Below are 16,344 nucleotides of genomic sequence, written 5' to 3'. Positions count from 1 at the left end.
AAATTGAACCTAACGTTATTCCGAATTCATATCCATATTCAGTACAACAAAAAAGAAGCCACGGACAGTTCGCCCGTGACTTCTTCATGACAATAACAGAAAACAAAAGCAGCATGAACATGCCGCATCTGTTCTCCATTGCTATATACGCCGAGAGTAGCATATCGATTAATAACGTTCAAAGGATAAACGATATGCATCTTCCCCTATGTCGCCCGTATGAGGCCAAAGAGACGATGAACTGGATATACAATTGTGTCTGTGCTTCGTAGTGTCTTTGTGAATTTCAAATCATAACCAACCATCATATCTCTCGGCCTCCCTTCATTAATATTATGTTTATATTAAGCGGACTCGTTTCGATATGTCAACCCTTTTCTTGGAAAATTCCCTATTTTTCATATGCATTAGATTTAACTTCGTGCCAATAACTTATATAAAAAAAGCAGGGTCTGTAAGGAACAGACCCTGCTTACTCATGCATATCATGAGATTAGATATCGATTATTGATGGTACATGTTTTGACAGATTTGAATCTGCATCTTATCATTTCCCTGCTTGTTTTTCCAATTCTTCCACAGGATTTTCATCTTCTTTTTCAGGCACCTTGGACGACAGGAACCAACCGCATACTGCAATCGTAATCAGCACAATGTAGAATCCAAATTTCCAAATTTTATTTTCCGGGAAATGCTCATCCAGAACGCCCAGTGAAGGGTGTGCAAGTGTAATAACAGCCAACTTAACCCCAACCCAGCCGACGATAACGAAGGCTGCAACTTCAAGCCCTGGACGGGAATGAAGCAACTTAACGAAGAAGGAAGCCGCAAATCTCATGATGACGAGACCGATAAATCCGCCGAGGAAGATGACGATAAACTGGCCACCGTCAAGTCCACCGATCGGAGGAAGACCACTTGGCGGCAAGGCAACAGCCAGCGCCACAGCTGCGAGAATGGAATCGACCGCGAACGCGATATCTGCCACTTCCACCTTGAATACAGTCATCCAGAAACCAGATTGTTTTTTTTGTTTTTTGGGAGCGAAATCAGCCGCTTCATCTGTTTTGTTTCGGCTACCCATAACCTTCTTGATAATGTGGTTAATCGAGATGTACAAGAGGTACAGTGCCCCAATTGCTTGAACCTGCCACACATCCACCAGGAATGAGATCAGGAACAACGAACCCAATCGGAAAATAAACGCTCCCATCAAACCATAAAATAACGCCTTTTTGCGTTTATCATCAGGTAAATGCTTAACCATAATGGCAAGAACCAATGCATTATCCGCTGCAAGCAATCCCTCCAGGACTACTAATACGACGAGAACCCACCCATACTCCAATAATAATGACAAATCCAAAATTGACTCCTCCTTAGTATCCTTATGATGTACAAAAAAAAGGACCTTTACCATTACTGGTAAGGTCCTTTTTATTCACAAAAAGAGACCTTTACCCAGTATGAAAACTTGGTAAAGGTCTCGCTAACAACAAAATTGCTGCCAATAAAGCCGGGGATATAATCCCGAACTGACGACTTTACTGTGAAAGCTACTCCCCTTTAACATCAGGAATATTTAGTTTTAAGTTGAAACAGGTTCAATAATCTGTTCTCATCATATTCATAACGATAAGCAAAGTCAAGCTTTATTTGACTGACTACGATCCAGCTTGCGAAAGACCAGCAAATCATAGATGAGATTGCCTAGCGGGATAAATGAGACAAAAAACAAAGCAATTGGACGACGTAAACGCCATTTTTGCGTGGTATAAAGACTGACCATAAATAATAAATACATCAGAAATAAAAAGCCATAGATGTTGCCAAACCACGTGACTGCCTGAGGCATGATTCCTGATTCCCTTAATGGAAAAGCAACAAATAACAACAGCACATATGAAAGCCCCTGCAACCACAACAGCAGTCGAAAGCGGCTGAGTGTTGAATGTAACATTTTTTTCCTCCTGCTTCTAAATACGCGCAACGATTTCACTGCACCCCGTACAGTATATCACAAAAACGAAATTTCCCCTCACGCGTAGTTCCACAGGAGCCAAATCCACCCGATGCACATAGGATATATGACCAAAGTAGATTGTTACGAATATGGACAAGGAGGAGCCTGTTGATGAAAATAGCCCTGATAGCGCCTGAAAAATTGCCAGTCCCAGGTAACGGATCAGTCGAAATCTGCCTCCTCGGCATTGCTCGCGAACTTGCACTCCGTCACCAGGTGACGATCTTAAGTCGTCAGATGCCCGGCCTTGCCATCACAGAGCAATTAGATGGCATTACGATCCGTCGTGTACCAGCAACCAGTCCCAGCGAGTACACAAGGGCAGTGATCCGTTTTCTGAAAATTCAGCCCTTCGATTTGATCCAGGTAGACAACAGACCTCATAGTATGGCTGCAATTAAACGCGCCTTCCCTTCGTTACCTGTGGTGCTCTATCTTCACTCGTTAACTTTTGCACAACCAGGTCCTGCAAGATTAGCGCTGTTAAAAAAAGCGAAGTGGATTGCCGTCAACAGTCAATCTCTCAGACAAAGGCTAGGTCGCCGATTTCCATCCTTGAAACGACGGATGGGTGTTGTACCACTTGGCGTGGACCTAAGCCGCTTTTTGCCTGCAGCTAAAGGAGAGCAGCAGCAGCTACGGAAGCAGTTCGGTATTTCAGGGCCATTCTCCATTCTGTATGTAGGCCGACTGATTCCGGGCAAAGGGGTGGATGTGCTGATTCGTGCCGTAGCTCTTATTCAGCAGCAGGTACCCATGCAACTGATCATTGCAGGGAAAGGACCTCCAGTTTACGTCCGCAAACTGCGACAGCTTGCCCGAAAATTAAAGGTGGATGCCACCTTCCGAGGTCAAATCGCCCATGAACGTATTGACCGTTTGTACAGGGCTGTGGACTGTCTGGTGTGCCCTTCCCAACAACATGAGGCCTTCGGGCTGGTTAATGTTGAAGCTATGGCTTCAGGACTACCCGTCATTGCTTCAGACAATGGAGGCATTCGTGAAATCATTGTATCGGGGACTAATGGATACCTTGTGAGACAGTATCACAACCCCCGAAGTTTCGCTGCTTACCTGTCTAAACTCGCAGACAATCCTTCTCTTGCTCGTTCGCTTGGAGAAGCTGGCCGTGCCAGTGCAGTTGAACAGTTCAGTTGGGCCCGGACAGCCATGCATCTTGAAGCAGCTTATACAAGACTCATCCGCGCATAAATCTTGTTGCGCTTGTGATTTCGTTAGGCTTTTTCACGTGACTGCCAGTCTGCAATAAAACTATCCATATGCGGAACAGGAACGTACATCATTTCAATTAACTCCACAATAATCATATCTTTCATGGCAAACCTTACTTTAGCGCAGGTTTGTTGGCGGAAAGCATCATAGATTCCCGAGCCTGTCCAGCAACCATGAGGAGCGAGCAGCGGATTATTAACAATATATCCAACCGTCCCAATGGGTGGAACCACTACCTTGATGGCTCGAGAGTCCACCCGATTGTCGGGGTCTTTAACCAGAAACAGGATATCGCCTACGTTTAAAGCTTCTACACCATGATAATGTTCCATTCCATACATGGCTGCAAATAATTTGGTACTCATCGAAAAAGCTCCTTTTACACATTTTTTTTAAATTTAGAAGGGTTGAAATTATTGATCTTCCTCATAATGCTTCATCCACTCTATGAGTTGTTTACGAATTTCTTTACGATATTCGCGGGGTTCAAGAACCTCCGCTTCGGGGCCAAATTGATATAACCATTTCAGGAATTCACGACTACTGTTCAGCGTTACTTCAAATAACAATCCGCCATCAGGCAAATCAGTCATTCGTGGACGAACAAACATTTCTTCTTCTTTTATGTAGGGGGCCACCTCTTTACTGAACCTTACTTTAAAATGAATCAGTTTATCCCCACGATCAATGGACCACGTATTTTTCATGAACTGCGTTATGTTGAAATCACCCATAACAAAATGGGTATTGGTCTGGATAACGTCCAGAAAGCGACTGATCCGAAACAAACGTACTTTCTTCAGCAAGTGGCAATAACCAATCAAGTAGAAACGCTGATCGCGCGGAATGAGGTAATAGGGGTCAATGTCGCGGACCGTTATTTCATTTTTCGTAAGCGTATGATATTGGGTTCGAATCGTTTGTTGATCCAAAATGGCTTCAATGACTGGAATAAGTAAGTTGGGATACTTCCCTTCTTCCCGGTATGCAGGTGTACCCATACGAATAATGCCTGCAATATTTTCTACAATGTCACTGTTTCTCGATTTCATTTTGGTATGAGCTGTCATCACCTTGTCAAAAGCTGAATCAAATTCAGCCGGGAGTTGCGAAGTATCCACCACGGATGGAAGCATCGAGAATACCATCGCTTCCTGTTCGGTAAAATCCAGAGGATACATGGCAAATTCACCAATGAACCGATATCCCTTGCCATAACCTTCATTCATGATAGGGGCAACCCTGTCCAAAATTCGGAGATCGCGATAAATCGTGCGCACAGTGGTACCGCATTTCAACGCCAATTCTTTGGCGGAAATTCCGGGATTCGCTTGTATAGCCTGAAGTATACGCAGAAGACGAATTAATTTCTCTGTCATGTAGTTTCTCCCCTTCGATATTTTATCGGCAAGGAAAACTAGTTCCTTTAGTCCGGTACTAAATCTTTAGTCCCAAACTCACTTTCGCAATTTCACCTTATGTATATAGTTCAATCGCACTTATTCGGCTTATTAAATATACATTCTCTTACTTGCTTGCGTAAAATATTAACCTCAAGTCCTTATACCTACGCCTGATAGCCTATTTGGCATTCAAAAAAAAATAAAAAAAGTCTTGTCTCTTTGAGCAGAGACAAGACTTTTTCGCTTGGTTATTTGTGCAATTGCAATAATTTAGTCAGCACATTGACCATATGGTCGCACAGATCAGGGATATCTCCCATCTGATCTTCATTCACACTACGGTCAAAATGTACTTCAGCAGTGACGGCGTAAGTTGCTGGCTGATCTTCAAATATATAATGAATATGCTGCAATTTTCGTTGTTCCGGCCAGCTCTCTTGTAATATGGGGCTAATCGCCGGACATTGAGTCTCAGGCTCCTTAACAACCATTCTGAACCGCAGCCGCAAACGGCAACCTGATGGACCACCTGGTGTCTCCAAAATCTCAGCCGCGAGATCCTCAAGCGATGTGCTCAGTACCACTTCGCCAGTTACCTCAGGACAATCTCTCAGGCAGAATTGCAGCACGAACTCTCTGGACATACGAGCCATCTCAAGCTGATCCTTCCGATCTGTTATGGAAATAAGTTCATCCAAATTATCGAGATCATATAGGTAATTTTCGAAGCCTACTTTCAAATTGTCATAAATCGTCGGATCAAACATGTTGCGAAACCTGCTTTCTTGTGCAAATTATTCCAAAGTGCATTGTTGCTGCTCCGAATCATAGTATACTGTAACGCTACTTCACGCAAACAGGCAACGTTATCATACCGAATAGCTCGACTATGTAGCCATCTGTCATAAGTCAAAACGACATTCATTATCGCGCATCTCCAGCGACTCCACTTGTCCATTTCCAATATAAAAAAGCCCAGTCGTGATGACCGGGCTTGGTTGAGATACAGAATAATAAATATTCTGACTCCCTATTCTTCTTTAGCTGGTTCTTCTGGTGCTGCTGGTGCTGCTTCATCAGCAGAAGCCGTAGGCTCTTCCTCAGCCGCTTGTGGCGGCATCACGGAAGCGATGATGGAATCACCTGACGTCACCAGAGTCAGACCTTTTTCGAGCTTGATATCTCCAGCTGTCAAACGATCACCAATTTCCAGTCCGCTAACATCCACCTCAATGGAGGTTGGCAGATCAGCCGGAAGTCCTTCGACCTCCAGTTGAGTTTCCTGTGTCTGGAACACACCGCCTGCCTTGGAGCCGGCTGCGGTACCTTGGAAGTCGATCGATACACTAACGCTGATCGGCTTGTTCTTCGAAATTTGCAGGAAGTCCACGTGCAGCAGACGTCCGTTACGTTCCTGCTGATCCTTGATCAGCACTGGAACCGTTTTGCCACCCTCAAGATTGAGGTTGAACATCTCGGAGCGACCTGTACGTGCTACTTTCAGCACTTCTTTTTCATCTACATGTATCGCGGCACCTTCTAATCCCGGGCCATAAACGACAGCCGGAACACGTCCGCCTTGTCTTAACAGGCGCAATGCTGCACCTTTCTTTTCAGTTCTTGGTGTTGCCGTAAGTTGAGCCATTTTTCCGTTGGATTTCATGATTGAACATCCTCCTTCAAGGGATCCTTACTTTATATTTGTTAGGAAGCGATAAGCTTCTCTCTTAGACCAGAATGGCCTTTTCGTGCGTGGCCGAATCTGGGGCCATATCTATATTTACCCCAATGAAAGACCATCTCAAACACTGACATGTACAGTTTTTTTATTTTTCGGGTGAAAATGGTTCTTTCTGATGAACAAAAAAAGCAGCCGGAATACCTTCCGACCGCTTGTTAAGCCTATATTTTCCAACCATTTGTATGAAGCTATAACCTGACCAGCTATGCGCTGTTACGATCATCCTCTACATCACTTTCACGGATAACCTGCATCTGATCTGACCCACTCTGAACGATAATGTGTACATCTCCGTCTTCAGGACCGATATCAACATAACGGTCTCCGCAGGTATCTTTGGCTTCCCATTCATTCAGCCGAATGATTAAGCCCAGATGATGCAGTCCTGCAGCCACCCGAAAACGGGCTTCTGCTGCATTGCCTACTCGCTCAAAGGAGACCGCTCCATCCTCCATGCCTGTGCCCCATACCCAGACATCCCATCCCTCATAATGCTGATCTTCCCGTTCATATCGGAGAGTGACAATTCGCGAAATTGGTTTGTGGATTTTGATATTCAGCGATGCCTGAATTCCTCCAGCCTCCGCGATAATCTGGGTAGATCCTGGTGTTAAAGCACGCACAATGCCTGCTGTACTAACCGCTGCATGATCCAGATGAGACGAGCTCCACCGTATATTCATACCTTGCAAAGGCTGGCCGAATTGATCCAGAACCAAGGCGCGGAATCGACTGACACGTGTTGTGTACATCACGGATTCCCCGATAATTTCAATTCGTTCCGGATGGAGGTAATCAACCTGCAGCGTACACTCTGTGGTAATCGTGCCACATTGGACGCTAATCGTGGCTTCTCCGGTCTCCCCCGTATGAATTGTCCCATCGGATTGAATCGCAATAATCTGTGGGTTCGAAGAGCTCCAGTTCACAGATGCGTTCTCCACCACATTACCAAAACGGTCTCTGACCGATGCTCGCAAACCGGCAATCTCTCCGACACTGTACACAAGACGCGGCGAATGAATCTCAATCACAGCGGGTTCAGCACCGCCAGCATACTCCGTGTCGTACATTACCATCAGTGACCATCGTTCTACCATTGCGGTTCCGCTCACCGTCTCAATGAGATCTGTACCTGCCTGGTGATCATTCACCACGATATGCCAGTCACCCTCCGGCAGTCTCACTTGCTGCTGCTGACCTGTACCGTTGTAAATCACCACGATCTGATTCCAGGTATCCTGATTCGCTCCGTGATCCAGTGTAAATGCAACCACATTTCCTTCTGCTCGCATCATGCGAAGGTGACTCCTTACCTGCTCGGCGTTAATCATACGAAAAGCCGGATGTGTGCGGCGCAGATGAATCAGGCCGCGATAATAGTCAAAAACAGGTCTGAATCGAGCTTTGTTAGCCCAAGTGATCGTATTCACGGCGTCCCCGCTGCGATAACTATTGTGATCTCCTGCTTTGGATCTCAGCATCTCATCCCCTGCATGGAGAAATGGAATCCCCTGTGAGGTAAGTAGAATCCCTGTTGAGAGCAAGGAACGACGGACCATCTCATGATCAAGTACATCATCCGCATTGACATAACGATAAGGGTCCGCCGCTTTAACCGCCGATTCCGCACTGCCTCCTTCTACGGGCTGCCCGTCTCTCCATACCGGGTAACCGAGATCATGCCTGAGGTACATCGTTGTTGCGATTTTGTCCCACAGGTTGAGATTATCATGTGCTGTTACATAATTGACGGATTCCACCGGTGAAGATGTGAAATCATCCAGCGCTCCAGCTACACCCATGGCAATTTCGTACTCCCTACCGTCTGCTCCTGTAACAAAACCTTTGCCGATACTATCACTATCCCCTTTGATGGCACTGCGGAAATGATCGTTAAAAACGGAAAATCCCTGACCGCGCTGTGTTCCTTTTAACGTTTTCCGATCCAGAGGTGAATCTCCACCTGTCCACGGCTCCCCGTAGATCAGAAAAGCCGGATCAATCTGTTCTCTCAGCTCACGGGTCACTTCGTTCATCGTATCTGTATCAATCAGACCCATGAGGTCGAATCGAAACCCGTCCACATGATATTCCTCTGCCCAATACAGGAGAGAGTCCAAAATATATTTTCGCACCATGGGGCGCTCCGTAGCCAGTTCATTGCCTACACCCGAACCATTGCTCAATGTGCCGTCCTCACGGTAACGATAAAAGTAACCCGGTACAATTCGTTCAAAAGGTCCATCATCCACGCTGTACGTATGGTTATAAACCACATCAAGCACGACACGAATGCCTTGTCGGTGCAAGGAATGAATGAGAGCCTTGAACTCCCGAATTCGAACCGCAGGATCACGTGGATTGGTGGCATAGGAACCCTCCGGCACGTTATAGTGCTGCGGATCATACCCCCAGTTGTATGGCAATTTGGCATTCGAACCGGCGTCCGTTGTCGATGCCAATTCATCCACCGTCTGATAATCCGCTACAGGCAGAAGATGCACATGCGTGATGCCGAGTTCGACAAGATGATCTACTCCGATGGAGTTGCCGCCTCTGTCCGTCAACCCGGAAGCTGTAAATGCCAAATATTTGCCCTTATACGGAATATCGGCATGGGGGTCGGAGGAGAAGTCACGCACATGTAATTCATATAGAACTGCATCTGCCGGACGTAGAAATACGGGCTTCACATCCTCTTCCCAGTCCACAGGATTGGTTGTACCCAGATCAATTATGGCTGTTCGCTGTCCGTTCGCCGATACAGCACGAGCGTAAGGATCGGGTGCCACTGCACTATGCTGATCATCATGCGTAATGTGATACATATAATAATGTCCGGCCCAATCCCCTTCAAGCTGTAAGCTCCATATTCCATCCGGGTCACGGGTCATCGACCGTTGCTGTCCGTCATCATGTTCGGTTACTTTACCACTTGCATCATAATGTCCCTCATCATCAAAAATGAGTATAGAAACCTGCTGAGCTGTAGGTGCCCACAGCTTAAATGTGCTTACTGTACGCGTATATGTTAAGCCAAGATCGTTGCCTTCATAACGAAAAGATGTCCATTCCGGCATCGTTCCCACCGCCTTTATATCCATTGATTTCGTGTTGTCCCGATGTTACGGAGCGAGACGTCATTTGTCAACCCGGGGTTGTCTGTACTCAACATATCGGTTGAGCAGAGGCTTTCAATTAGCATATTGAATATGATGCAAATCTACATAGCAATCGCTTTCAAGATACAGCATATGTAAACAAGCGCCATAGATTGACAGCATTTGTACCTGTCCTGATGAAAAAAGACGGGAGAAAACAAAACACCCTCGTCCCACAATGGAGAAAGGGTGCCATAACGTTCATTCACCTGAATACATAACCGTCATGGATATAGCAGGAATGCTGACCTGACCATCCTTGGCCGTACGCAGCGTCTCGGTACCAACCTGCCCCTGCTCTACGACCACATTCCATGTACCTGAAGGAACGGAGGTTGTACGGGTTTCTTTGGAAGCATTATATATAACGATTATCCGTCCCCATGAATCTCCGACAGCGGTTCCTGCCAGTTCATAGGCCAACAGCCCTTTTCCTTTTTCAAGCAATCGAACATGCTCTTCAATTTCTTCCCGGGTACGAAGACGAAAAGCAGGATGCTCGCGCCGAAGACGGATCAGGCCACGATAATAATCATAAATAGGCTTAAACTGCTGCTTTTGCTCCCACCGAATAGCATTGACTGAATCCCCACTCTCATGACTGTTGGCATCACCATATTTACTTCGCAGAAATTCATCTCCAGCCGCAAGCAAAGGAACCCCCTGGGAAGTCAATACGATGCCATTAGCAAGTAGACAGCGCCGGACCGTTTCGTTCTCCAGTATACGATCCGGGTCAACGTGTAAATACGGCTTCGCCTGCTGTACAGCCTCTTCCACGTTGGCGCTGCCTTTCACACGACCATCCTCACTATATGTGATAAATCCCAGTGTATCGTGCAATCCTTGTGTCTGGGCGACTTTGTCCCACAGGTTGAGATTATCATGTACGGTTACATAATTAATTGTTTCAGATGGGTTATCCGTAAAATCGGTAATGGCTCCCCGTACGCCTGTCCATATATCATCTTCCTTTCCCTCCGCTCCAGTAGCAAATCCGGTTCCCGTTCCATCACTATCGCCTTTGATCGTTCCACGGAGGTTATCGTTAAATACAGCAAATCCGGCTTTACGCTGTGCTCCCTTAAGTGTCATTCGATCCCCAAGGGGTGATTCCAGCGCACCCCAGGGTTCACCGTATAAGAGGATGGACGGAGAAACTTTGGCATGCAGTTCTGCTGCGAGCTCTTTCATCGTTGCAGTGTCCATCAGACCCATCAGGTCAAAACGAAACCCGTCCACATGGTATTCCTCTGCCCAGTATCGTACGGAGTCGATAATGAACTTGCGCACCATCGGCCGCTCCGTAGCCACTTCATTGCCTGTACCAGATCCATTGCTGTACGTGCCATCCGGGTTCTGACGGTAGTAATATCCTGGAACAAGCTTCTCAAATGAACTGGCTGCCGTATCAAACGTATGATTGTACACCACATCCATAATGACTCCGATCCCCTTCTCATGAAGGGCGAGTACCATCGATTTGAACTCTCGAATTCTTGTCTCCGGCTCATCTGCACGGGATGCATAAGAACCTTCTGGAACGTTGTAGTGGAGCGGATCATATCCCCAGTTATAACGTGAGCAATCGGAAGTCCCGTCATCTTCCTTCGATTCGTCCACTGTCGCAAAATCAAAAACCGGTAGCAGATGTACATGAGTAATTCCCAGCTCAGCCAAATGATCGATCCCCAGTGTATTCCCGTTTGAATTGTGCAAACCTGTCTCGGTAAAAGCAAGATACTTTCCTTTGTGCCTCATGCCGGATGACTCATGGATCGAGAAATCGCGCACATGCAGCTCATATAAGACCGCATCTACCGGGCTCGCCAGTTCTGGACGAATATCCTCATTCCAGCCATTCGGGTCGGTCTGTTCGAGCCTGACGATGACTCCCATTTCTCCATTCATGGTCACAGCCCGTACATATGGATCAACCGCAATCTCCTGTCTTCCGTCATCAAAGGTTGCCCTGTACATATAACGATAACCGTTCCACTCACCTTCGAGCTTCAGGGACCAGATGCCCTGATCCTGTTTGTTCATTGGTATTTCTTTCTGTTCATCCTGATTCTTCTGTTCATTGGGACTTCCCCCTGTTGAAGGCGGGGATAACAGCACATCTACCTGCTTTGCGGTAGGCGCCCACACTTTGAAACTACAGGCTTGTGGTTCCATCGTGACACCCAGATCTCTTCCTTGGTATGTATCTACTACGTTTAATACGTCTAACTTGTGATGGTCATCAATCATGCTGTATATTCCCCTCTCGATGAGCAATAAAATGAATGTGAACAAATGCTCCTTACCTTTTATACCCGTTCTGTCACTTAACCATAATCTTAGGGATGAAAAAGAACATAAAAAAACAAGCCATGCTTCACGTCATTTCACGCAAAACACAACTTGTTCTTCAAATTACTTCCCGTTTAGCTGGGCATAAGACGCTTCAAATTCGGAAATGAGCTGTTCGCCACCGGATTTTCTCCAGTTCGCCACTTCCTGCTCCCATCCAGCATCATCGATTTTGCCCATAATGTATTTGGTCTGTGCATCCCAGATCATCTGGTCCAGCTCCTGGCCGCGCTCAGTATAGATGGCAGAAGACAAGGTCAGCGCCGGATTTGGAATGGCATACTGCTCATTCTCACGTGCCATCTTCGTGCCCTTCATACCGATTGGTACATCGACAAGTTCAGGCACGTTATATCCTTCAATGCTTAGCAGATTGTCACGATAAGGCTTCACTTCACGCTGGTATCCGTCGAAGTCCTTGAATTCGGTTTTGCCATCCGAAGTCTTCGTATAGTGTACATCTTCCAGACCACGCAGCTGAAGCGTACTCAGCGGTTCGTCCATCAGTTGATCCAGGAACGTCAGCACCTGTTTTAACTGTTCTTCGTCCGTTACGGAAGCTTTGGGAATGACAAGCATGCCATAGTTCCCTGGTTCACCGGCAATTCGAATGCCATCCGGTCCCTGGAACGGGGCCACATCAATCTCACCATCAGGCACGTTTGGTGTCAGCCGCTGTTGGAACGACTTTCCGTTCTGAGCAACACCGTTCAGCTTCATAGCTACAAGACCGGAGTCGATTTTTTTGTCCGCATCGGAAGGGTCCAGCGCAGGGAAATCACTGTTGATCAATCCCTCACTGAATAGACGCTTGAACAGCTTCATCGTGTCCACATATTCTGTGGTCAGGAATTCAGGGGTAAGTTTACCCGCATCGTCCACACCCCACTTGTTCACCCCACCAATACTTACGGCGATCCGTGTCAGCGGAGAGGATACTCCTTCGTTGTACTTTTTGAATAGTACCGTTCCATACGTATCTTCCTTGCCGTTACCATCAGGATCATCCTTGCGAATGGAGCGCATCACTTCGTACCAGTCATCCAGCGTTTTTGGTACATCCAGCTTAAGCTTGTCGAACCAGTCCTTGCGGTACACCATGGCTGTACGCCCAATATCGCGGAAGTTGGGTACCCCGTAGACCTTTCCTTCGATCTTGATATTGTCAAAATAAGCCTCGGATTGGGCAGACAGGTTCTTATAATCCTTCAGATAGGGTCCAATTTCCCAGAACAGCCCCGTTTTGGCTGCGTTAAATGTTGTGGGTACATAATTCACACGCATGATGGTCGGCATCTCGCCCGAAGCTACCATGACATTAACTTTATCATCAAAAGCAGACTGCGGAATCCACTGTACACTGACATCCGTATTCGTATATTCCTCAATCTTTTGTTCAATCCCATTCTCCTTGGCCGGCACATCACCAACCTGCATCAAAGAAATCGAAATGGGAAGCTTGCCTTCCCCTGCCGCAGGCGCTTTTTCTCCCCCACAGCCTGCAAGCAGCCCGGCGGACATTGCACCAACCACGACCAATCCGCCTAAACGGGACATCCGACCTTTTGGACTCATGAACCATCTCTCCTTTGGTTAACCAAATTGTTCACATTTTGCCTCATTTGATTAAATCGCTACGGGTACACAATATAGACGGACTGAACCGTTCCGATCTATATTGTGCTGATTTGAAGTCGCTCCTTGGATTGATGCAAAACGCCCCATGAATGCGCTATCATAAATAAGTCTGAAGAAAAGAACTAGCGTGTCGCCAGTTCTATCTCCACTCCTGCCAAAATAAATGGAGCAACCGATTTCGGATCATTAATCCGAATGGATTCAGTTACATAATACTCGTATGACCCGTCACGATACGGGGTCCCCCCCAACCCTGCTCCGCCGTTACACTGCGTCAGGGACAATACACCTTCACGGTCCGTTTGCAGCAGATGCAGCAGCAGACCTTGATACCCCTTTTCTGCGATCGCTTTAAACTTGCCACTCAGATAACCCTTACGTACGCCCTTCGCAAGTGCATACACAAACATTGAGGTTCCCGAAGCCTCTAAATAATTACGCTCACGCCCCGGCTGATCGAGCAAATGAGGCCATAACCCGGACTGTTGGTCCTGTACATGTACAAGTGCATTCGCTACACGTTCGAAAATCCCCACAATCTGACCCCGCTGCTCATGATCTACAGGCAGATGATCCAGTGTATCCACTACCGCCATCACATACCAGCCCATCGCCCGGCTCCATACATGCGGAGAACATCCGGTTTCTCCCGAGCTCCAGCGCTGTTCTCTGCTCTCATCCCAGGCATGATACAGCAGACCGCTGCGTGGATCACGTGTACGTTTCTCCACCAGCAGCAGCTGTAATGCCGCCTTGTCAAACCACTTCTCCTCGCCAGTAACCGCACCATACTGCGTTAGAAACGGCGTGGCCATATACAGCCCATCCAGCCACATCTGGAACGGATAGATTTTCTTGTGCCAGAATCCGCCTTCACTCGTACGAGGCTGTCCCTTAAGCTGTACCATGAGCAAATCCGCGGCTTTACGGTACTTTTCTTCACCCGTTTTGTCCAGCAACAGGAACAGCGATTTCCCCTGGTTAATCTGGTCTAGGTTATATTCCTCTACCGCATAGGAGCGAATCGAGCCATCCTCCTGAATGAAGTTATCCATCAGTTCACGGATGTAGTCGAAATATTTCTGTTCTCCGGTATGGGAGTACAGCTCTTCCAGCGCTTTCAGCAGACAACCATTTTCATAATGCCAGGTCGGATACAGCTCATGATTGCGATAACTTTCCATGAACTGTTCAGCCATCCGTACCGGTGTGAATTGCAGGGTTTCTTTCATGGCGTTCCTCCGCTTCCGGCTTTTTATTTAGCCTGTTTTTTGTAGTCTTCGGCATATTCCTCACGAATTTTGGTACCGCCCGCATTGCCCCAATTCTCGATCTCCTGTTTCCAGCCATTTTCATCGATTTTGCCCATAATATATTTGGTCTGCGCATCTGCAATCATCTGATCCAGATCTGCCCCACGGTCGCCATAAGTAGACGAATACAAGGTTAATGCAGGGTTTGGCACAGCGTGTTCGGCCAGCTCTTTGGCAAGTTCCGTACCCTTCTCACCGAGTTCGGTATCTTTCAATTTCGGTACGTTGTAACCTTCTACGTAAGGCAAGTTATCACGATATGGCTTCACTTCACGCTGGAATGCATCGAAGTCGCTCATCTCCACCTGGTCCTCGCCAGCCTTCTTATAATGTTTGTCTTCAATACCACGCATCAGCAGCGTTGCCATCTCCGGGTCCATCAATTTATCCAGGAAAGACAACAGGTTTTTCAGCTCGTCTTCCGATTTCACCGTCGCTTTCGGGAAGGCCAGAATACCGGAGTTACCCGTCTGCCCCGCCACACGGTCGCCACTCACACCAAGCAAACCTGCAATGTCTACTACGCCATCCGGGTCATTCTTAGAAAGACGCTCTTGTTGGCTCTTTCCGTTCTGGGCGACACCGATACGCATGCCGACAACACCTGTATCATATTTCTTCTCCGCTTCTGTCGAGTCAAATACGGCAAAGTCCTGATTCAGCAGTTTCTCGCTATACAAACGTTTCAGCAAATCCAGCACCTGCATATATTCCGGTGTCATGAATTCCGGCGTAAAACTGCCGTCATCTTCTACCTTCCACTTGTTTGGTGCACCAAAACTTACGCCAAGACGTGTAGTGAAGGAATATTGATCCTCGTTATACTTTTTGAAAAGCATGAGTCCAAACGTATTATCCTGACCGTCTCCATCCGGATCGGAGGTCGCCAGCGTCTTGATCGTTTCATACCATTCATCCGGTGTCGTTGGTACCTTGAGATTCAACTTATCAAACCAGTCTTTACGGTAAATCACCGTTGCACGGGCAATATCAGAGAATACGGGTACCCCGTAGATTTTGCCTTCCACCTTGATATTGTCAAAGAAACGCTCGTTCTGTGCAGACAGATTTTTATAATCCTTCAGCAAAGGTCCAACTTCCCAGAATACATCGTTACGCATCGCACTGGTTACGGTTGGGTTATACTGTACTTTCACAATTTTGGGCATATCGCTTGATGCAATCATGACATTGATTTTGTCATTGTAAGCCGAAGCCGGAATCCACTGAATGTCTAGTTTGGTGTTCGTATACGCCTCAATCTTTTGCTGGACCTCATTGCCTTTGCTCGGTACGTCGCCCACCTGTGCTATTGCAATGGACACATTCTGCACGCCGCCCTCGGCATCCTGACCTTCATCCGATCCGCATCCTGCCAGCAGGCCTGTTACCAATGCCAGTGTGCTCAAGACAGCTACGGCTTTCTTTTTTGTTGCTTTCATTAAACGAAAACCTCCCCTTTTTTATACAGTCA

The 16,344-nt window shown here is 47.0% G+C and carries 12 protein-coding genes; 1 reads left to right on the top strand and 11 read right to left on the bottom strand.

The genetic code is table 11. The annotated features are described in order from the left end of the window. Positions 1 to 547 precede the first annotated feature (547 nt). Both A6049_RS23105 and A6049_RS23100 read right to left on the bottom strand, forming a co-directional pair. Positions 548 to 1,366: a TerC family protein gene (locus tag A6049_RS23105; protein WP_063566900.1), complete on the bottom strand. Its 819-nt coding sequence runs from the start codon at positions 1,364 to 1,366 to the stop codon at positions 548 to 550. 279 nt (positions 1,367 to 1,645) lie between these two features. Further along, positions 1,646 to 1,960 (bottom strand): DUF3817 domain-containing protein, encoded by a 315-nt coding sequence (locus A6049_RS23100; RefSeq protein ID WP_063566899.1) that lies wholly within the window; start codon positions 1,958 to 1,960, stop codon positions 1,646 to 1,648. Positions 1,961 to 2,134: 174 nt separating this feature from the next. On the opposite strand from A6049_RS23100, the gene A6049_RS23095 reads away from it, so the two are divergent. After that, positions 2,135 to 3,235: a glycosyltransferase family 4 protein gene (locus A6049_RS23095; RefSeq protein ID WP_063566898.1), complete on the top strand. Its 1,101-nt coding sequence runs from the start codon at positions 2,135 to 2,137 to the stop codon at positions 3,233 to 3,235. Positions 3,236 to 3,258: 23 nt separating this feature from the next. Here A6049_RS23095 and A6049_RS23090 read toward each other — a convergent pair whose 3' ends face one another. The 9 genes from A6049_RS23090 to A6049_RS23050 all read right to left on the bottom strand — a co-directional run bounded on the left by A6049_RS23090 (position 3,259) and on the right by A6049_RS23050 (position 16,312). Continuing rightward, on the bottom strand, positions 3,259 to 3,621 hold the full coding sequence (locus A6049_RS23090) for an HIRAN domain-containing protein (protein ID WP_063566897.1): 363 nt from the start codon (positions 3,619 to 3,621) through the stop codon (positions 3,259 to 3,261). A gap of 48 nt (positions 3,622 to 3,669) precedes the next feature. Beyond that, positions 3,670 to 4,635: a helix-turn-helix transcriptional regulator gene (locus tag A6049_RS23085; RefSeq protein ID WP_063566896.1), complete on the bottom strand. Its 966-nt coding sequence runs from the start codon at positions 4,633 to 4,635 to the stop codon at positions 3,670 to 3,672. A 272-nt stretch (positions 4,636 to 4,907) separates the two neighbouring features. Continuing rightward, positions 4,908 to 5,426 (bottom strand): hypothetical protein, encoded by a 519-nt coding sequence (locus A6049_RS23080; protein WP_063566895.1) that lies wholly within the window; start codon positions 5,424 to 5,426, stop codon positions 4,908 to 4,910. Between the two features lie 263 nt (positions 5,427 to 5,689). Then, positions 5,690 to 6,322 (bottom strand): 50S ribosomal protein L25, encoded by a 633-nt coding sequence (locus A6049_RS23075; protein ID WP_063566894.1) that lies wholly within the window; start codon positions 6,320 to 6,322, stop codon positions 5,690 to 5,692. A 281-nt stretch (positions 6,323 to 6,603) separates the two neighbouring features. Then, positions 6,604 to 9,483 carry a type I pullulanase gene (gene pulA / locus A6049_RS23070; RefSeq protein ID WP_063566893.1) on the bottom strand — a complete coding sequence of 960 codons (2,880 nt, stop codon included), beginning with the start codon at positions 9,481 to 9,483 and terminating at the stop codon, positions 6,604 to 6,606. A gap of 282 nt (positions 9,484 to 9,765) precedes the next feature. Beyond that, complete coding sequence (gene pulA, locus A6049_RS23065; RefSeq protein WP_063566892.1) at positions 9,766 to 11,817, bottom strand: type I pullulanase; 2,052 nt, start codon at positions 11,815 to 11,817, stop codon at positions 9,766 to 9,768. 165 nt (positions 11,818 to 11,982) lie between these two features. Beyond that, entirely contained in the window at positions 11,983 to 13,494 is a 1,512-nt protein-coding gene (locus A6049_RS23060) for an extracellular solute-binding protein (protein WP_095206194.1), read from the bottom strand. A 185-nt stretch (positions 13,495 to 13,679) separates the two neighbouring features. Continuing rightward, complete coding sequence (locus A6049_RS23055) at positions 13,680 to 14,789, bottom strand: glycoside hydrolase family 88/105 protein (protein WP_063566891.1); 1,110 nt, start codon at positions 14,787 to 14,789, stop codon at positions 13,680 to 13,682. Between the two features lie 23 nt (positions 14,790 to 14,812). Further along, complete coding sequence (locus A6049_RS23050; RefSeq protein WP_063566890.1) at positions 14,813 to 16,312, bottom strand: extracellular solute-binding protein; 1,500 nt, start codon at positions 16,310 to 16,312, stop codon at positions 14,813 to 14,815. Between the last annotated feature and the right edge of the window lie 32 nt (positions 16,313 to 16,344).

The organism is Paenibacillus sp. O199, assembly GCF_001636635.1.
GTDB lineage: Bacteria > Bacillota > Bacilli > Paenibacillales > Paenibacillaceae > Paenibacillus > Paenibacillus marchantiae.
Note: the sequence above shows the minus strand (reverse complement) of the source record. Positions and strands in the feature narration are given on the sequence as shown.